This is a genomic window from Siminovitchia jepli, assembly GCF_047228825.1.
Taxonomy (GTDB): domain Bacteria; phylum Bacillota; class Bacilli; order Bacillales; family Bacillaceae_C; genus Siminovitchia.
This window is the reverse complement of sequence record NZ_JBFEGN010000045.1, coordinates 1-18,074: the sequence shown is the minus strand read 5'-3', so window position 1 is coordinate 18,074 and position 18,074 is coordinate 1. Positions and strand designations below refer to the sequence as shown.

Genomic DNA, 18,074 nt, shown 5'->3' with positions numbered 1-18,074 from the left:
TATTCTACACCTCCTTTTCACAGACAAAAGGAGAGTATGCATTAGTATTTAATAGTTCTTTCATTTCTTCAGTTAGTTTAAGAATTGAAATTGACATCCCTGACATTTCCAGAGAAGTTGCATATTCACCAACCTTTGTAGAATGTATTTCTATTTTTTGGTTTTCTAAGCTGTTATGTACCTCATTTGCAATTATATATAATTCTTCCAAAGGGGTGGCACCAGCTCCATTAATCAACAAAGTTATCTCGTCCCCTGATTTTAACTTTAAATCTGATATTAAATAATCTAGTAATTCTTTTACAATATCAGAGGCCGGCAACAGCTTTTTTCTTTCTACCCCAGGTTCACCATGAATTCCCATTCCTATTTCCATATCTTCATTTGAAATTTCAAATGTAGGCTTGTTTGATTCCGGGATTGTACATGGGGATAAAGCAACTCCCATAGTAGCAACATTTTCTGCCACCTCTTCAGTTATTCGCTTAACTTCGATTAAGTTGTATCCTTTTTTAGCAGCGGCTCCTGCAATTCGGTATGCAAAGTATATACCTGCAACTCCGCGACGCTTTTTCCATTCCCTCCGAGGTGCGGAGGCAACGTCATCTGATATTCTTATTGATCTAACTTCAATCCCCTCTTCTTCCAACATTTCTTGAGTTAAATCAAAGTTCATTTTATCCCCAAAGTAATTGCCATATAAAAGCAAAATCCCATTTCCACTATTTATTTCTTTACAAACTTCGTACATCGTATCTGCACTTGGGGAAGTAAAAACATTACCTACTGAAACTCCATCAACTAAGCCATCTCCTACATACCCAAGGAATAGGGGTAGGTGGCCTGCACCTCCTCCAGTTGCAATCGCTACCTTCCCTTCAATTGGTGCATTCTTTCGAACTATTCCTTTTTTATCCTTCTTTACAAAACGCAGCTGATCAGCATGTGATCGGACTATCCCTGATAATACCTCGTCCACAAAATTATTCGGATCATTAATGATTTTTTTCATATCTTCCTCCCAAGTTACTTAGAGAATATTACGACCTAATTAACTGATAAGGTGAGGCAGGGAAGACCCCTGCTCCCCCTAAAGCATTCAATTTACACTCTTTCCGTCACACTTTCTATACCAGCATGTTTTAATGCTCTGGTAATTTCTTGAATATCTTCTTCGCATAGTGGATGGAAAGGACTTCTTGGTTTTCCTACATTAAATCCTCGTTGCCGTAAGACTTCTTTTGTTCTAGCAGGCATATTATGTTTATCCATAGCTAACCAAGTTGGCAACATTTTATAGTGTATTTCTTTAGCTTTTTCAAAGTTTCCTTGTTCATAGGCTTCCCATTGTTCTACACATAACTCTGGCAACACAGTTAAAATAGCAGCAATTGCACCTTCTGCACCTAATGCATATGTAGGATATAATAGAGCATCTACTGCACTGTAAATAATTTGATCTTTTGGTAACTCTAAGATCATTCTGTTTAATGCATGAATATCTCCACCACTTTGCTTAATACCGATAACGTTTTCAATTGCTGCCAATTTTTTCATGCATTCAGGAGTAATAATTGCTGTTGGAACTACATTATAAATAATAATAGGAAGGTCAACATTATCACTTATTGTCTTGTAGAACTCAAAGTGAGCATCATCATTTGGCTTAAAGTAATGTACAGGTGTGATCATTAAATAGTCTGCTCCAGCTTCTTTAGCTGCCTTTGCATATTCAATTACTTCTCTAGTTGAATCGCGAATAATACCGGCAACAATTGGAACTTTTCCTTGAACCTCTTCAACCCCAATTTCAACTAGCCTTTTTGTTTCTTCAGATGTTAAAGCATGTCCTTCTCCTGTACTGCCACCAATACTAATACCACCGATATTACTTTTTAATAGAAACTGTAAATGTTCTCTAAATAGCTCTTCATTAATTGACTCGTCTTCATTAAATGTAGTGACAGCTGGCGGAATTATTCCTCTTAATTTTTCATTGTACATTTAACTTCCCCTCTCTTTATGTTGTCGGACATCTGACGTCTAACGTCCGTTAACTCTATTATATTTATTCAGTCAATAAAGTCAATTGATTTTTTAAAATATTTAATGTGTTTATAATCAACTAATTTTTATTTTTGTTTGTGGTTATCTTTATTCTCCTAATTTTATTAACAGAGAACACCTGTGTAGTGCAAAATAAAAGTGCAAAGTTATGAATCGTAATAATACATAACTTTGCACTTTATTCATAAAGAAAAAAAACTGCCAGCCACCCGAGTCTTCTCTACTGTAGTTGTTGTCAAAGCAATCACAGTGGAGGTCAAAAGGAATGGGTTCCCCGATTCCTACCGTACGGTCTGTTACTTCATCAAAGATCGACGTGAAGGCAAGGAAAAGGGCGAAGACGGCAGGGATAAGAATTTAGAGCGTCTGCATCATCTGCCAACCAAGGCACAGTCTATTACATCCGCAATCCGGCCCAAAACGCACTCTTATTTAAGAAGTGCGCCCATTAGTTCAATAAGTATTACAATGAAGGTTTATCCTCTAACGACCAAACGAGAAATATATACACCCAAATAGATACTGAAGTGGTGAAAATAAATATTAATCTGACGATTAATGGAGATATACCAAAAAACTCTGCTATCCCTCCACATACTCCATATAACACCTTATCTGCCGATGATTTGACTAATTTCTGTGCCACTAAATTATCCCTCCTCTAAACTTTTTTCGAAGAAGTAAAACTACCAAACTACTATTACTACTATAAAAACCATTAATAAGTTCAATTATTAAATCTGTCCCGATCGGATAGTAAAGTACATTACTCGATAATGGCGCACAATTGCGGAAAATAATGACAAAGCCTTATTGAACAAAAGTTCCTAATTGTGTCATTTCAGCTGCGGGCATCCTTGATTTTCAACTTCTTCGGAACCAAATATTTGGTAATAATATTTCCGCTCTTGCTCCCCCTCTTCCTGAATGGAACCGGTAGCACCAAATCGTATTTCCTCCTGTGGAAGTTCTTTCACAATGTCCCCATTTTTGTCCACATAAAATGCTTTTGATTGGTATGATCCCGAATGTTTTTTATTAACCCAACCAAATTCCATCGGAGATGAAGTGTAAACAATACCGTCTTTAGGAACTTTATATTTAATTTCATTATTCTCAATTTTTAAAGGTGGCGCTCCCTTCACTTCATAATTTATAACTACGCAACCTTTAAAATCCATTGGCAGTAAATATGTTTGATCTACCCCTTTTTTGTTAGAATTCATGATTAAATAAACGGCTCCTATAACCAAAAGGGTTAACACGATTATTCCTATCTTGCTTTTCAATAAGCTCACCACTTCTAAAATGTTTAGTGTACCAAAGAATTCTTACTTCACCACCCTGCCCTGATAGTTTAAGAACACCATATTGTCCATAACCATAAGTATTCAATTTCTTGAAACTCTTCCTCTAAAAAATTGCTATAAAGCGGAAAAAGGCGTTTATCCTAATTCTAGGATAGCGCCCGTTAATAGTAATCCTATTTGAGATGCAATTAAGCATGATAGGACTTGTTTCAAACTATATTGGAGTAATGATTGAAGTATTCACTTTAAATGTAGATTTCGCTTAGTTATGTAATGGAAGGATAGCAAAAGGTAAAACAAATCTTCGTCATATTTTTTTAGCGTACTATATGCAGTTACATCAAAACCCAAAGGGTCTCCTCCCTACTCTTTTTTAAAGGTTTGTATAAACTCACTTAATAATTTTCTTTGCATGGGCGTTAAATCATTCATCGTTTCAATAAATTCCTGATACTCTGCAGATTTACCGTTTGAAGCATCAGCAAAAAACTCTGAAAGACTAATATTTAATACTTGGCAAATCCTTTCAAGAGCATCTATTGAGGGCTTGCTAACACCCTTCTCTATTTTAGATATTTGCGATGGGTCCAGATTTGTCTTTTCTGCTAAAAGACGCCCAGACATATTCGCTTGCTCTCGTAGTTTTTTGATTTTCTTCCCCATGTCAATCATCAATGTTCACCAACTTAAATTGAATTTTAATCAATTACACAAAAATAAATGAATATTATTCAATTTTATATTGACTTATTGAATTTAATTCAATATAATATGATTTAAATGTGATAGTTCTATACTCCACTGTATAGACAATGATTCATTTTTTAGAAAGGAGTTGATTGAAAAAGCTCATCTTAAAAGTAGTATCGATAAATATGTCATATAAGTACCAGTGATTATGTCCAGATTACCCAAAGCAAGTTAGCTATCTTAAATTCTGGCGCTCATTTTTATGATGTTATACATCATAAATCAATTGTACCAATATTTATGAGGGTCAACAAGAACAACCAAGGCCTTCTAAATCAAAAGGTGATATGTTTGACAAAACTTAGGATTAAGCAATTGAGAGAGGAAAAAAATATAACTCAGGCTAAATTAGCAGAAATAATCAACATTCGCCAAGAATCACTCAGTAGGATTGAGTTAGGACGGATAAACCCATCTATGGCGACGTTAGAAAAAATTTCTGCTGCCTTAAATATACCATTGCATAAGCTTTTTAAAGGAACGTAGCTGAGAGACATAATTTTTTACTACTGAGCAACACCTAGGTATCAACGCACTCCCAATTGGCAGAACATTCAGTATTTATTCTTTGGATTGTTATTGATTAGACCCTTTAGGGGGGTGATAGGAAAAGAATTATTTACCCAAATATATACCTTTCAACAATTTGTCGGTTAATTTAGCGAACGATTTTTTTTAAAAAATTAAAATCAGGAGGTTAATCCTAATATGAAAATTCTAAACCGTGTCGAAAACAAGCAATTAACGCCAATCTTGAAGAAGCGTTTTGAAATGGTGGAGCCGGCAACGATTGGACATCATCTTCATTACGGTTTCATGGATTGCCAGATTCGATCCATACTGCAAGATGTCAAGGTAGTAGGGACGGCATTTACTGTGAGAACGAGCTCAAATGATTCAACGATGGTTCATAAAGCCGTAAGTCTGGCTCAGGAAGGAGATGTGATAGTCATCGATCGGACTGGAGATACCAAGCATGCCTGTGTCGGTGAAATGGTGGTCTATGCAGCAAAGTCCAGAAAAGTGGCAGGGATTATCATTGATGGTCCTTGTACGGACATTCAGGCGATCCGTGAAATCGGATTACCGGTATTTGCCACTGGCCTTTCGCCCATTACGACCAAGCTCTATGGAATAAGCGGCGAAATCAATACAACCGTTCAATGTGGCGGAGTAGTGGTTAAGCCTGGTGATTTCATTATAGCAGATGATAATGGCGTATTAGTGCTTCCACAGGACCTGAACTACGAAAAAATTTTGGAAAAGGCGGAATTGAGCGAAAGAAACGAACCGAAATTCAAAGAGATGCTGGACATGGGAAAAACGTTAAGCAGTATCACGAAAGCGGATCAATTGCTTGGGCCAAATGATGAATGCAAGGAGAATATAAGATGAGAATGAGAGTCTTTATGATTACTTTATTAATGATGGCGACCATTATGAGTGGCTGCGGAACGGGATCGACCGCCAATGACAAAAAAGATGGTACCAATCAGCCGATAGTATTAAAACTTGGTACAAAGATGCCGGATGAATCTGTTGAAGGGAAGGCATTCAATCTTTTTGCCGATCTGGTGAAGGAAAAAAGCAATGGTGAAATCGTGGTCGATGTATATCCCGCTGAGCTGTTGGGAAAAGGAAAAACCCAAATCGATAATATGTTAATGGGCACCCAGGATATGTATGCAGAGGGTGCTACCTATTTTGATGATTTTGATTCCAGGGTGCAAGTGAGCAGCATACCATTTCTCTTCAGGGATTTTGAACACTTCCAAAAATACAATACAGGGGAATTAGGGCAAGAAGTACATGAAAAAATCAAATCGGAAGGGATTCGCATTTTAAATACGGAAAGGAATTTTGTCAGAGGTCCATACCGTGTTTTAGTATCCAAAAAGCCGGTTAAATCTGTTGAAGATTTAAAAGGGCTAAAAATACGGTCCTTTGAATCGGAATTTTATTCGCAAGCATACGAATCTGTTGGTGCCAATCCAACGGTTGTGGCATGGACAGAAACATATTTGGCCATGAAACAAAATTTGGTGGATGCGGCTACATCGCCCATATCCTTGGTGTGGTCAATGAAATTTACGGAAGTCGCACCTTACATGACGATCATTGATGAATATCCACAGGATATTGTCATCGCCATAAGCGAAGAAAAATTCTCCAAACTCTCTAAAGAACACCAGGACATCTTAATTGAGGCAGCAAATGAAGCCGGAACGAAAGCTACTCAGCTCTTGGAACAGGAAGTTGAAGAACATTTGGAATTAATGAAAGAGGAGCACGGAATTGAAATCTTTGAAATTGACAAGAAGGAATGGACCGAAGCTTTTTCCGATTTCCATCAGAAAGTAGAGGAATCCGGAGTATTTCCAAAAGGTTATATTGATCAGATAAAATCAATTGAATAATGGAGGTGAAACGTATGGGCAAGATCATTCAATTTGTGGCCAACACTTATTTGGTCATCGCTTTGATATGTTTATTGGCCTTGATCGGCATATTATCTGTTGAAATTGTTTTCAGGTATTTCTTCAGCAGCTCAATCATATGGTCCCAAGAATTTTTTTCTATCCTTATATGCTGGATTACTTTTCTTGGGTTTGGCAAATTGGTCGTTGATCGGGAGGATATTTCCATCACATTCTTGGTGGATAAACTTAATCCTTTAAAAAGAAAAGTCGTCAATACAGCTAACGGCGTTCTCTTGTTGATGACATCCGTGGTCATGCTAATCTTTTCAATGAGCTTAACAATCAACCACCTCAACAAAAAGACGATTATTATGAAAGCGCCAACAGCATGGTTTTATGCACCGTTGGTACTCTTACTTGCGTTAGTTGTTTTAACGTCTGTACATCATATCATGTTATCGCTTAAAACCGGCGGGCTGCAGGAAGGGGAATAAGTCATGCTATTGGCTCTCACATTGTTTTTCGTATTTCTGTTATTGTTGGCCATCGGCTTTCCCGTTTCTTTTTCCATGGCTTTATCGACTCTGGCCGCATTAATATTGGGTGGATATACATTGGATGTTCTTTCCTTGCAGTTGGTGGAAGGAATCAAAGGGTACACCCTCCTTTCCATTCCGCTATTTATTATCGCCGGCAACTTGATGAATTCAGCCGGCATTACGCAAAGAATTTTTGATTTTTCCAATGCACTCATTGGCCACATACGAGGCGGCTTGGCTCAAGTCAATATATTCGCCAGCGTCATTTTTGCCGGAATATCGGGAACGGCTGTTGGGGATCAGGCAGGGCTCGGAGCCATTGAAATGAAGGCAATGGTGGAAAAGGGTTATCAAAAACCTTTTAGTGCATCCCTAACCCTTGCATCATCCGTCATAGGCGCCATTATACCTCCGAGTGTACCGTTAATTGTATATGCTTATTTGGCGGAAGTTTCAGTCGAAAAATTATTTATTGCCGGAATTATCCCAGGGCTTCTTATCGCCGTTGCATTGGCCATTTATGTATACGTGGGCGCCATACGGGGCTTTATTGTCACTCCGGCGCCAGAACCTTTTTCGGGAAAATCGCTTGTCAAGACATTTAAAGATGGATTTTTTGCACTCCTCGCTCCTGCAGTTATCCTGGGAGGAATGCTGGGGGGAGTTGTCACCCCGACAGAGGCTGGTGCGATTGCGGTCATCTATTCGATATTTTGTTCGCTGATATACAAAGAATTGAAATGGAATTCGCTGAAGGAAGCCTTGAATGCCAGCGTCGGTTCAACAGCCCTTATCATGTTTTTAATTGGCGTCGGAACGGCAATGGGATGGATTATATCTGCGGAGCAGTTACCTTACTTGCTGTCCGACTTCCTGCTTTCGTTAACGGAAAATAAATATATGATGCTGTTGATCATCAATATTTTGCTGCTCATTCTTGGCTGTATTATGGAAGGAATTCCAATCAAATTAATCATGTTGCCCATTTTACTGCCCATTATTGACAGCTTGGGCATTGATCGCATGCATTTCGGCATTGTGATGTCATACAACCTGTTGTTGGGCATGATCACCCCGCCGGTAGGCCTGGGACTGTATGTGATAAGTCGGGTAGGTAAAGTCCCGATTGAAGAAGTTGTAAAAGCTACATTGCCATTTTACTTGCCGTTAATTATTACGCTGATCATTCTGACTTATTTTCCTCAGCTGTCGCTTTGGCTGCCCAGTCTGTTGGGCTAATCGCGGACTTTGGAAAATAAAAACACAGTTTTCAAATTGACATAATCATATTAAGGAGGAGCTATACATGAAAGTTGCAGCCGTTCAGTTAAACTCCAAGTCGGATAAACAAAAAAACTTGCAAAAAATATCTACTTTTATCAATCAAGCTGCCCGGGATGGCGCTGAACTTGTTTCTTTGCCGGAGTATTGCAATTTCTTGGGAGAGGATCATGAGAAGGTAAGCCATGCTGAACACATACCGGAAGGTGAAACGACTACATTTCTGAGCGAATTGGCCATACGACACCAAATTTTTATACATGTTGGAAGCATTGTTGAAAAATATAACGAGGAAAAATCCTATAATACCAGCTTTGTGATTGATCCGAATGGGAAACTGCTCAATAAATACCGTAAAATTCATTTATTTGATATCGAAATTAAAGGTTTGCCTTCATATAAGGAATCGAATACGATTCAAAGCGGAGAAAGTCCCGCAATGGTTCAGCTTCCATTCGGAAAAGCCGGGTTAAGCATTTGTTACGACTTGCGCTTTCCGGAGCTGTATAGAAATTATGCACTGCATGGAGCAAGAATCTTATTTATTCCTGCAGCTTTTACAAGATATACAGGCATGCTGCATTGGGAGGTTTTATTAAGAGCGCGTGCCATTGAAAATCAATGTTATGTGATAGCGGCCGGTCAATTCGGAAGCTATTTGCCGGGAAAAGAGAATTATGGAAACAGCATGATTATTGACCCTTGGGGAACTGTGATTACCCGGGCATCTGAAGGAGAAGGAGTCATTATAGCTGACATCCAGAAAGATATTATACATTCCGCTAGAGAAAGCATTCCTTGTTTTGGTCATCGAAGACCGGGATATTATGACAAAGTCCCTCTCATTTAAAACTTGTTTAACACCTAACTTTCGCATCCTAAAAATAACCTTAATCCTTGATATATTTAGGTGTAATATTGATTGAATATGTTGCGTTATTCCCATCTTAGGGAAAACCTTAATTACATTTGTTAATTAGTTCATCATCAATGGATTGTACTTTTTATTCCGAAAGGACCGCTTCTTCCAAAAGATATAAAACACTGCCACTTATATGTGTCCCTTGAACCATCCAATATAAGTGGCAGATTATTTACTGCTCATAGTGCAATAATATGGCTAAACTGATATTCGGAGTCGAATTGCATATAATCTTTCTCATGTTTAACTTTTTTGATGAAAGTAATTCTGCAATCGCTTGCCGATCTTTGGATAAGTACTCCTCTGTATATTCCATCCATGGGAGATTCTTGGATTGTAAAAGTTTAATAAAATCTGCTAATGGCATCCCGTCAATTCAACCGCTCGTGCAAGCGTTACCTGTTTTTCAGCGGACATTCTAATCGCTAAAGAACCCCTTACCTTTGCATGGTTGATAAAGGGTAAAAAAGAAGTTGGAAAGGTTCACTTGAGAATATTCATGTGCCATTTTTTCACCTCATTGTTCATATTTTTCGAATCTCCCTTATTGCTCTTATCCTATTTCAGCACCCTCTGTTCCAAAAGTGAATTTGTTTGCAGCAATGTTAAACTCCTCTATATAACGTCCAATTGACGTTTTGTTCAAAAGAAGTTACGATTATTTCAAACGTCTTCCGCATAATTCTAAAAACACAGAAGAACCCTTAAAACTGCCCGCCAAACAATAAAGCAAGTTCTAAAAAAGGAGAAATTCAATTGCTGGCACAAGAACGTTATAATATTATCTTGGAACTGTTAGAACTGAATAAAATCGTCAAAGTACCCGAGCTTTGCGAAAAGTTCAATGTCTCCATTGAAACCGTCAGAAGGGATTTGGAATACCTTGAACAGGAAGGCAAACTGAAACGGGTTTACGGAGGAGCGGTATTAAATACTAAATCTGGCGCAGAACCTTCCTATAATACGCGTTATACGAAAAATGCCAAGGAAAAAATCATGATCGGGAAAAAAACGGCAGAGCTTATTTCGGACGGAGAGACATTGATGATAGATCTCGGCACAACTACCCTGGAAGTAGCACGCCATTTAAAGAACAAAAAAAACTTGACCATTATTACCAATTGTATAACGATAGCCCAGGAATTGGTCAATGTCCCAACATTTCGGGTGATAATGCCGGGAGGAATATTACGCTCGAATGAATTGGCTTTATCAGGATTCATTTCCGAGCAATTTATCAAGGAGTTTAATGTAGATAAAACCATTATCGGGGTTGGAGGCATTACAAAAGATAACGGTATATCCGATTATCACCTCGAAGAAACGCGGGTCAGAAGAATCATGATAGAGAACGGGAAACAAACGATAGCTGTTGCCGACCACAGCAAATTTGGAATTAAAGCGCTTGTAAAAGTTTGTCCTCTCAATGAAATAGATATTATTGTCACAAACGATAAACTTCATAGGGATATTGCCCAAGAATACATAGATGAAGGCATTGAAGTCATCGGTTATAAAAAATAAGGGAAATTCTACTCTTGCCTATATAAAGAGTAGAATTTCCCTTATTTTTTTGCTTTACCCATTGAAATCGCTTGCAATTATTATTATAATACATTCAAATACACATAAAACTAGTATTAAGTTATAAATAAAACACAAAATAATGTGTTTTATGTGCTAGTTTTTGTTGTTTTACTTTGAATTTTGGGGGGATCTACATGAGTTTTGATGAAATTATTATCTGGGTCATGGCAGTTGGGATTCTCATCGGTGCAATTGATAGGGTGATTGGGAATAAGTTTGGCCTGGGCGAAAAGTTTGAGGAAGGATTTAATTCAATGGGACCACTTGCCCTCGGCATGGTTGGGATTATTACGTTAACACCAGTGATCTCTCGCGTATTGGGGCCGATTATTATCCCGATTTTTGATGTCATGGGTGCCGATCCGGCGATGTTCGCTTCTATTCTAGCCAATGATATGGGCGGTTACCCGCTGGCAATGGAGTTGGCGGTTAATCAAGAAGCCGGATTATTATCCGGTTTAGTTGTAGCCTCCATGCTTGGATGTACATTGGTTTTTTCCATTCCTGTCGGTCTGGGACTGATTGAACAGGAAGACCGCCCGTTTTTTGCCAAAGGTTTATTGGCCGGGATGGTTACAATTCCATTTGGCGGATTGATTGGTGGGTTAATTGCCGGATTTGATGTAAAAATGATTTTTGTCAACTTAATTCCAGTTATTATCTTATCTGTCATTTTAATCATCGGATTGGCTGTCATCCCAGATATATTAATCAAATGCGCGCTTTTTTTCGGAAAATTCATTGTCATTGTCATTACGATCGGTTTGGGAGCAGCGGCATTTGAAGCGTTAACCGGAGTCGTCATCATTCCCGGAATGGCGCCTATATCAGAAGGAATTGAAATTGTCGGGTTTATCGCAATCATTTTATTAGGTACTTTCCCAATACTGCACTTAATCGTGAAAGGTTTGGAGAAACCATTGGGGAAGATAGGGCAAATGCTTGGCATGAATGCCGTTGGAGCAGCAGGTATTGTGATTACGATGGCCAATAGTATTCCCGTTTATAAAATGATGAAAGACATGGATGTAAGGGGAAAAGTGATTAACACAGCCTGGCTTGTACCGGCAACGGCGGCATTAGGGGATCACCTTGGGTTCACCGGCGGTGTGCGTCCCGATATGATTACTGCCGTTGTATTAAGTAAAATTGCTGCTGGTGTTTTAGCAATCATTCTAGCTTACTTGTTTACGAGAGAAAGTCAGAAAGAGCAAAGAAAATTCACTAATAGGGGTGCTTAATGATGAAAAAATACTTTATCGGACTTGATCAAGGAACCACGGGCACAACAACGTTAATTTTAAATGAAGATTGGGAAATCCATTCCCAGGGATACGTCGAGCATACCCAATACTATCCTCAACCCGGATGGGTTGAACATAATGCATTGGAATTATGGGAAAAAACAAAGGAATCGATCGGAATTGCCCTTGAAAAAGGCGGTTTAAGAATGAATGAAATCACCGCCATGGGATTGGACAACCAAGGAGAAACAGTCGTTGTTTGGGACCGGAATACCGGCCTGCCCGTTTACAATGCCATCGTTTGGCAAGACAGAAGAACTGCCCAAGAGGCTGACAAACTGAACGAAGAATGGGGAGACGTAATCAAAGAAAAAACGGGTGTCTTGGTCGAATCCTATTTCTCCGCTCTAAAAATTAAATGGATATTGGATAACGTGGATGAAGCAAGAGAAAAAGCAGAAAAAGGAGACTTGCTGGCCGGCACAATCGATACTTGGCTCATTTGGAAAATGACAAACGGGCGACTGCATATTACCGACTATTCTACCGCTTCCCGAACAATGTTGATGAACATACACAAAGGCTGCTGGGATGAGGAAATACTGGAAAGATTGAACATACCTAAATCAATGATGGCAGAGATCCGCCCCTCTTGCGAACATTATGGGAATACCGATCCGGCTAGCTTTATGGGCGGAGAAGTGGCCATTGCCGGGAGTGTTGTCGATCAGCAAGCAGCTCTTTTCGGTCAGGCATGTTTTGAGCCCGGAACTGTAAAAACTACCTATGGAACTGGCTGTTTCATGTTAATGAATACAGGAGATAAAATAGTAGATTCGAAGAACGGCCTATTGACGACAGTTGCCTGGGGAATTGATGATAAGATATCTTTTGCTCTTGACGGCGGAATTTATATTACGGGAGCGGCCATCCAATGGTTACGGGACGGAATCAAAATTATTGAAACGGCACAAGAAACAGAAAACCTGGCGAAGTCGGTACCGGATACGGGCGGCGTCTACTTCGTCCCTGCATTTGTCGGATTGGCTGCACCTCACTGGGACCCATATGCCCGGGGCACGATGGTCGGCATTACAGGCGGAACAACAAGGGCTCACATCGTTAGGGCGACACTGGAGAGTATTGCTTATCAAGTGAAGGAAAATATGGACGTCATGGAGAAAGACTCAGGAATCAACATAAAAGTGATGCGGGTTGATGGCGGCCCCGTTGTCAACGATTTTCTCATGCAATTCCAGGCGGATTTACTCGGGATACCAATTGATGTCCCTGTCATCACGGAAACGACTGCGCTTGGTTCGGCTTATTTGGCCGGATTAGCCATTGGCGAATTTGACAGCCTTGATGAAATCGCCTCTAATTGGAAACTGAGAAAACGGTATACACCAAAAATATCAGAAGAAGAAAGAGAAAAATTAATGGCCGGTTGGAGAAGAGCGGTGGAACGTTCAAAGAATTGGGTTACGAATTAATGATAAAAGGGCATTAATAGATCAATTCATTAATGCCCTTTTTGTTGCTCTTCATTCTACCTTTTTGTGTATTTATTACAACTTGACGTGGATTTTTGTTGATTGTATAATGTTTTTTAACAACATGATTTGTTTTCGATGAAGGGAGATACGTAATGCAAAGTGAAAGAAAAGACGTAATAGTCATTGGCGGCGGCGTGGTGGGAACTGCAATTTTAAGAAAACTTTCCCTTTATAATGTATCAATCGCTTTGGTGGAAAAGCAGCCTGATGTTTGTGAAGGTGCAAGTAAAGCAAACAGCGGAATCATCCATACAGGCTTTGATGCGCCGCCAAATTCTTTGGAAGCTGAATGTTTAAGGCGTTCCCGTGACTTATGGCCTGATTATACCGAACAGCTAAAGATTCCTTACATTCCCTGTGGCGCTGTTATGATCGCTACCACAGAAGAAGAAAAAAGCATCATTGAAGAGAAATATATACCGAATGCAGAAGCAAACGGTGCCGATGTTGAATGGTTGGACAGAAATGAAGTGCTGGAAATGAATCCTTCTGTGACGGACGAAGTGATCGGCGCTCTCTCCATTCCCGGAGAAGCGATCTGCGATCCTTTTACAGCTACCCGCTCCTATGCCGAGCTGGCAGTACTCAATGGGGCTGAACTCATTTTAGGCTCCGGTGTCACTGATATCAAAGAGAACGATCATGGTTTTATCGTCATTTTAGAAAATGGCCGTGAAATTGTTACAAAGTATATTGTAAATGCGGCAGGTGTCTATTCGGATCATATTAGCCGAATGATAGGCGATACAAGTTTCACCATTTCACCTCGAAAAGGACAGTTTGTTTTAACTGAAGAGGAAATTGGCATATCCCAGATCATTTTACCAGTACCTTCGGCAAAATCGAAAGGCACGTTGATTTCCCCGGTTGTTTTCGGCGGATTTCTACTCGGGCCAACAGCTGAAGATCAACAGGATAAAGAGGATAACTCCACAAGCACCGAAGGAATGGAACAAGTGTTAAACGGCTGTGAAAAGCTTATACCTCACGCAAGAGAGTTTGACAGCATCCGCCAATTTGCCGGGATTAGAGCCGTTTGCAGCACAGGCGATTATGTCATCAGACCATCCGAGAAAAATAAACAATTTATCCATGCTGCTGGTATTCGGTCGACCGGATTATCGGCTTCACCAGGCATAGCGGAAGTGGTTGCAGAACAGTTACAAAAAGCCGGATTAACGTTGGAAAGAAATCAGGAAGCACAAACAGAAATCCCTAACCTATTTGATGACGCAGAAGAGAACGTGGGAGAAATTGTATGTTTGTGCCGCACAATCACAAGAAGCGAGATCACGAATGCACTCGAAGGCCCTGTCCCCCCCTCCACCATTGATGGAGTAAAAAGAAGAACCGGTGCTACTTTGGGCGAGTGTCAAGGCAACTGCTGCATTCCAAAAATCATAGATATCCTTCATGAATACGGATTGGATCAAAACGAGGTTCCTCTAAAAGGCTTACAACATTCAACGCTTGCTTTCAAAGGGGGACGATCATAATGAAGTATGAACTAGTCATTATAGGCGCTGGCATCACAGGGATACAGTCTGCCTTAAAAGCCTATGAGATGGGTCTGAAAGACGTGTTAATTGTCGATTATCACGATACATTTGGCGGTTTCAGCAACCCCCTTTTCAATGAAGAAGGATTTGAATTGGAAAAGAAGTTGGTAGAAAAATTCAATGATCTGCCATATGAAAAATGGACAAAGGCAACGGTGACCGGTTTATTTGAGGCATTTGCCGGCGGAGATCATGTATTAAATGTCCAGACACCTACAGGCACATTTGATATAATGGCTGAAAAAATCATCATTTGTTCCGGCGCTCTAGAAAAACCAAGGGAAGCCCATAAGATAGACGGAACACGGCCAGCAGGTGTAATGACACCCACAATGGCAGCAGAATTAATGAAAAGAGGCTTTCTTCCCGGCAAAAAAGTGGCCGTATTGGATAACAGCAAAACGTCACGTGCAGTCGCTGCACTTTTATCCAAGCAAGGGCTGGATGTCATCCGCATCCAAGCCGATGATTATGAAGTACACAAGATCTACGGCAAATCGCGAGTTGATAGAGTCGATATCAAACATAAGTACACTGAGCAAGTTGAATCATTGGTTTGTGACAGCCTCATTTTTAGCAAAGGGTTTATCCCTTCAACGTTTTTCTTAAAAGGTACCGGTATTGCACTAAATGATAAGCTCTATGTAGTAACAGATCATGCCGGAAAGACGAGCGTTGACAATATTTTAGCATTCGGCCATTGCACAGATCATCATGAAGTTTCATGCGAACAAATTGAGTCCAGTATGAAGCGATTATTTGCATAAGAGAGGAACGACATTCATGAAAATAAAAGATTCATTCACGATTCAGGCAGCAAAAGAAGATGTTTGGACGGTTTTTATGGACGTGGAAAAATTGGCGAGCTGCGTACCAGGCTGCGAAAATTTAGTTGCTCTGAGCGACACCGAATACGAAGCAGATATGGTCGTCAAAACAAAGTTTATGACCATTAAATTTAAAGCCAACGGCGTACTCACCGATGCTGTGGAAGGCAAAGAGCTAAAAGTTGAAATGCTTGGCAAACCTATGAAGCTCGCCGGCTTATTTAAATCAAAAATGACAGTCCAGCTCGAAGAAATAGATGAGAATGTGACCAATATCATCTATGAAATGGATTTGCAAATGACAGGCCGACTGGCGACATTGGGGGACATCTTAATGAAAAGCACTGTCGAAAAATCCGCCGACGAGTTCGCCGAAAATGTACAAACGTTATTTGCGGGTTGAATAGGTATTCATTTACAATTTGCGGATCAGAGAAAAGACGATTGCCCGGCCTGGGACGATCGTCTTTTTATATGATTTATTCCGGCTTTTGGTATTCAGAGGAGCGAATCATTACTCATTCGTATACATGTTCTTGTTTTCTTAAAATCAAAAATCAAGAGAATAATGAGGTAATAAAGAGTTTTTGGGTCGTTGCAGCAACGCAGTGACAACTGACAAAATCCTCCTATTGGTCTTCATATAATGAAAAATAAGGAAAAACTAAAACTTTCATGCTCTCAAGCTGGAAGCTTTCAAGGAAAGGACGATATTGGAAATGACCTGCTGTAGCGACAAGGGGTCACTCAAAAATTGGCTAGTTTTTCATAAACAGGAAAGACGAACATGACAGGACGTTGACGAATCGGCAAGGACACTTGGGCCAGGGGCACCCTTCTTTTTATTCATCCGCCTCCTCTAATGCTTGATAATAAAGATTTTTTGACAAAAATACTCCTTCAGAAATCAATTTATCCAGTAGTGGTTTCACCTGCTTTACCTTTCCTTCCTTTTTAGCCAGCAACAAAATGCCAATTGTACCGATAGGACGTAATAAAAATGTTTTCGCAAAGGATCTTGCGGCTCGTTCATCCATAAGTACAGTTTCCAAGCCCAATTCCTTTGCTCCTACAATAACCTCAAGTTCACCTTCATGCAGTTTCCCATACAATGTACTAATGAGTTGTTTATTCTCCACTTGGATGGAATGAATTTTCCCCTCGTGTACTAATTGCTCCAACTCTTTTTTTCCGTAATGCTTGGTTGTATTAGTATGAACTACTTCTTTATAAACAGCTTCAGGAACGTAAACTACATCGAATAACTCAGCCAAAAGTGGAAGTTTCCCCAATATGGCTAAACTGATGATCGGTGTTGAGTTACTAATTATTTTTCTCATGTTGTCCATTTTCCGAGGAGATTAATTCTGCAATCGCTTGCCGATCCTCGGATAAGTGCTCCTCTGTGTATTCCATCCATGGAAGATTCTTGGATTTCAAAAGATCAATAAAATCTGCTAATGACATCCCGGCCAAATCAGCTGCTCTCGCAAGTGTTACTTGCTTCTCAGCGAACATTCCAATCGCTAAGGAAACCCTTACCTTTGTATCAATACTGCTGCCCTTTTTATGATTGATAAAAGGTAAAAAAGAGTTTGGCAAGTTTACTTGAAAATATTCCCGGGCCATTTTTTTCACCTCTATTTAAATGATATATTTTCCTTCGTCTTCATAATTAACCTAATCTCATTTTACCACCTAAATCTTAAATTGACACATGAACACTAAAAGGGGCTTTTCAAAAGTGGTATTTCAACCCGAAAATAAAAAACAAAGCCCAAGAATGCCGTCAAGTCAACATTCTTGGGCTTTTATGTTCCATTACTTTCAAACGGACTTTCTGGACAGCCGCTGTATCTACGGTAGTATACCTGTCAGGCACTTACTTTAGAAGCATCTAAAATATACCTTTTGGTAGATTTTCATTACCAAAACGTAAGCGTCAAATAATCCCCACCTGTTTTTAGATGGGGATTTTATATATGCTTTATTTAGATTTATTTGGAACACGG

19 protein-coding genes are annotated in these 18,074 nt (G+C 39.6%); 12 read left to right on the top strand and 7 right to left on the bottom strand.

The annotated features are described in order from the left end of the window. Nucleotides 1-4 precede the first annotated feature (4 nt). The 5 genes from AB1L08_RS14260 to AB1L08_RS14240 all read right to left on the bottom strand — a co-directional run bounded on the left by AB1L08_RS14260 (nt 5) and on the right by AB1L08_RS14240 (nt 4,049). A complete protein-coding gene (locus AB1L08_RS14260) occupies nt 5-1,012 on the bottom strand; it encodes a dihydroxyacetone kinase subunit DhaK (RefSeq protein WP_413065336.1) in 1,008 nt (335 codons plus the stop codon). 92 nt (nt 1,013-1,104) lie between these two features. Continuing rightward, nucleotides 1,105-2,004: a dihydrodipicolinate synthase family protein gene (locus tag AB1L08_RS14255; RefSeq protein WP_413065335.1), complete on the bottom strand. Its 900-nt coding sequence runs from the start codon at nt 2,002-2,004 to the stop codon at nt 1,105-1,107. 526 nt (nt 2,005-2,530) lie between these two features. Beyond that, nucleotides 2,531-2,713 carry a PspC domain-containing protein gene (locus AB1L08_RS14250; protein WP_413065334.1) on the bottom strand — a complete coding sequence of 61 codons (183 nt, stop codon included), beginning with the start codon at nt 2,711-2,713 and terminating at the stop codon, nt 2,531-2,533. A gap of 190 nt (nt 2,714-2,903) precedes the next feature. Further along, nucleotides 2,904-3,356: a DUF6843 domain-containing protein gene (locus AB1L08_RS14245; protein WP_413065333.1), complete on the bottom strand. Its 453-nt coding sequence runs from the start codon at nt 3,354-3,356 to the stop codon at nt 2,904-2,906. Nucleotides 3,357-3,740: 384 nt separating this feature from the next. Then, complete coding sequence (locus AB1L08_RS14240; protein WP_413065332.1) at nt 3,741-4,049, bottom strand: helix-turn-helix domain-containing protein; 309 nt, start codon at nt 4,047-4,049, stop codon at nt 3,741-3,743. 393 nt (nt 4,050-4,442) lie between these two features. Between AB1L08_RS14240 and AB1L08_RS14235 the strand changes: the two genes are divergently transcribed. The 12 genes from AB1L08_RS14235 (at nt 4,443) to AB1L08_RS14180 (ending at nt 16,465) form a co-directional block, all read left to right on the top strand. Beyond that, nucleotides 4,443-4,613, top strand: a complete 171-nt coding sequence (locus tag AB1L08_RS14235; protein ID WP_413065331.1) for a helix-turn-helix domain-containing protein — start codon at nt 4,443-4,445, stop codon at nt 4,611-4,613. A 222-nt stretch (nt 4,614-4,835) separates the two neighbouring features. Beyond that, on the top strand, nt 4,836-5,522 hold the full coding sequence (locus AB1L08_RS14230; RefSeq protein WP_413065330.1) for an RraA family protein: 687 nt from the start codon (nt 4,836-4,838) through the stop codon (nt 5,520-5,522). Further along, nucleotides 5,519-6,544 carry a TRAP transporter substrate-binding protein gene (locus tag AB1L08_RS14225; RefSeq protein ID WP_413065329.1) on the top strand — a complete coding sequence of 342 codons (1,026 nt, stop codon included), beginning with the start codon at nt 5,519-5,521 and terminating at the stop codon, nt 6,542-6,544. The genes AB1L08_RS14230 and AB1L08_RS14225 overlap by 4 nt, the downstream gene beginning before the upstream one ends. A 14-nt stretch (nt 6,545-6,558) precedes the next feature. After that, nucleotides 6,559-7,041: a TRAP transporter small permease gene (locus tag AB1L08_RS14220; protein ID WP_413065328.1), complete on the top strand. Its 483-nt coding sequence runs from the start codon at nt 6,559-6,561 to the stop codon at nt 7,039-7,041. A gap of 3 nt (nt 7,042-7,044) precedes the next feature. Further along, nucleotides 7,045-8,325, top strand: a complete 1,281-nt coding sequence (locus tag AB1L08_RS14215; RefSeq protein WP_413065327.1) for a TRAP transporter large permease — start codon at nt 7,045-7,047, stop codon at nt 8,323-8,325. Nucleotides 8,326-8,392: 67 nt separating this feature from the next. Continuing rightward, on the top strand, nt 8,393-9,217 hold the full coding sequence (locus tag AB1L08_RS14210) for a carbon-nitrogen hydrolase family protein (RefSeq protein WP_413065326.1): 825 nt from the start codon (nt 8,393-8,395) through the stop codon (nt 9,215-9,217). An 828-nt stretch (nt 9,218-10,045) separates the two neighbouring features. Then, entirely contained in the window at nt 10,046-10,813 is a 768-nt protein-coding gene (locus tag AB1L08_RS14205; RefSeq protein ID WP_413065325.1) for a DeoR/GlpR family DNA-binding transcription regulator, read from the top strand. Nucleotides 10,814-11,010: 197 nt separating this feature from the next. Further along, a complete protein-coding gene (locus AB1L08_RS14200; protein ID WP_413065324.1) occupies nt 11,011-12,117 on the top strand; it encodes an ethanolamine utilization protein EutH in 1,107 nt (368 codons plus the stop codon). A 2-nt stretch (nt 12,118-12,119) separates the two neighbouring features. Beyond that, nucleotides 12,120-13,613 (top strand): glycerol kinase GlpK, encoded by a 1,494-nt coding sequence (glpK, locus tag AB1L08_RS14195; RefSeq protein ID WP_413065323.1) that lies wholly within the window; start codon nt 12,120-12,122, stop codon nt 13,611-13,613. A 155-nt stretch (nt 13,614-13,768) separates the two neighbouring features. Continuing rightward, entirely contained in the window at nt 13,769-15,172 is a 1,404-nt protein-coding gene (locus tag AB1L08_RS14190; RefSeq protein ID WP_413065322.1) for an NAD(P)/FAD-dependent oxidoreductase, read from the top strand. Beyond that, nucleotides 15,172-16,002: an NAD(P)/FAD-dependent oxidoreductase gene (locus tag AB1L08_RS14185; protein ID WP_413065321.1), complete on the top strand. Its 831-nt coding sequence runs from the start codon at nt 15,172-15,174 to the stop codon at nt 16,000-16,002. The genes AB1L08_RS14190 and AB1L08_RS14185 overlap by 1 nt, the downstream gene beginning before the upstream one ends. Nucleotides 16,003-16,018: 16 nt before the next feature. After that, complete coding sequence (locus AB1L08_RS14180; protein WP_413065320.1) at nt 16,019-16,465, top strand: SRPBCC family protein; 447 nt, start codon at nt 16,019-16,021, stop codon at nt 16,463-16,465. Between the two features lie 439 nt (nt 16,466-16,904). Here the strand turns inward: AB1L08_RS14180 and AB1L08_RS14175 are convergent, their stop codons facing one another. After that, nucleotides 16,905-17,402, bottom strand: a complete 498-nt coding sequence (locus tag AB1L08_RS14175; RefSeq protein WP_413065319.1) for a PIN domain-containing protein — start codon at nt 17,400-17,402, stop codon at nt 16,905-16,907. Beyond that, on the bottom strand, nt 17,386-17,691 hold the full coding sequence (locus AB1L08_RS14170) for a UPF0175 family protein (protein WP_413065318.1): 306 nt from the start codon (nt 17,689-17,691) through the stop codon (nt 17,386-17,388). The genes AB1L08_RS14175 and AB1L08_RS14170 overlap by 17 nt, the downstream gene beginning before the upstream one ends. Nucleotides 17,692-18,074 lie beyond the last annotated feature (383 nt).

Coding starts and splice junctions, on each gene's coding strand:
- AB1L08_RS14260 (WP_413065336.1), bottom strand. CDS start 1,012: ATGAAAAAAATCATTAATGATCCGAATAATTTTGTGGACGAGGTATTA.
- AB1L08_RS14255 (WP_413065335.1), bottom strand. CDS start 2,004: ATGTACAATGAAAAATTAAGAGGAATAATTCCGCCAGCTGTCACTACA.
- AB1L08_RS14240 (WP_413065332.1), bottom strand. CDS start 4,049: ATGATTGACATGGGGAAGAAAATCAAAAAACTACGAGAGCAAGCGAAT.
- AB1L08_RS14230 (WP_413065330.1), top strand. CDS start 4,836: ATGAAAATTCTAAACCGTGTCGAAAACAAGCAATTAACGCCAATCTTG.
- AB1L08_RS14225 (WP_413065329.1), top strand. CDS start 5,519: ATGAGAATGAGAGTCTTTATGATTACTTTATTAATGATGGCGACCATT.
- AB1L08_RS14220 (WP_413065328.1), top strand. CDS start 6,559: ATGGGCAAGATCATTCAATTTGTGGCCAACACTTATTTGGTCATCGCT.
- AB1L08_RS14215 (WP_413065327.1), top strand. CDS start 7,045: ATGCTATTGGCTCTCACATTGTTTTTCGTATTTCTGTTATTGTTGGCC.
- AB1L08_RS14210 (WP_413065326.1), top strand. CDS start 8,393: ATGAAAGTTGCAGCCGTTCAGTTAAACTCCAAGTCGGATAAACAAAAA.
- AB1L08_RS14200 (WP_413065324.1), top strand. CDS start 11,011: ATGAGTTTTGATGAAATTATTATCTGGGTCATGGCAGTTGGGATTCTC.
- glpK (WP_413065323.1), top strand. CDS start 12,120: ATGAAAAAATACTTTATCGGACTTGATCAAGGAACCACGGGCACAACA.
- AB1L08_RS14190 (WP_413065322.1), top strand. CDS start 13,769: ATGCAAAGTGAAAGAAAAGACGTAATAGTCATTGGCGGCGGCGTGGTG.
- AB1L08_RS14185 (WP_413065321.1), top strand. CDS start 15,172: ATGAAGTATGAACTAGTCATTATAGGCGCTGGCATCACAGGGATACAG.
- AB1L08_RS14180 (WP_413065320.1), top strand. CDS start 16,019: ATGAAAATAAAAGATTCATTCACGATTCAGGCAGCAAAAGAAGATGTT.
- AB1L08_RS14175 (WP_413065319.1), bottom strand. CDS start 17,402: ATGAGAAAAATAATTAGTAACTCAACACCGATCATCAGTTTAGCCATA.
- AB1L08_RS14170 (WP_413065318.1), bottom strand. CDS start 17,691: ATGGCCCGGGAATATTTTCAAGTAAACTTGCCAAACTCTTTTTTACCT.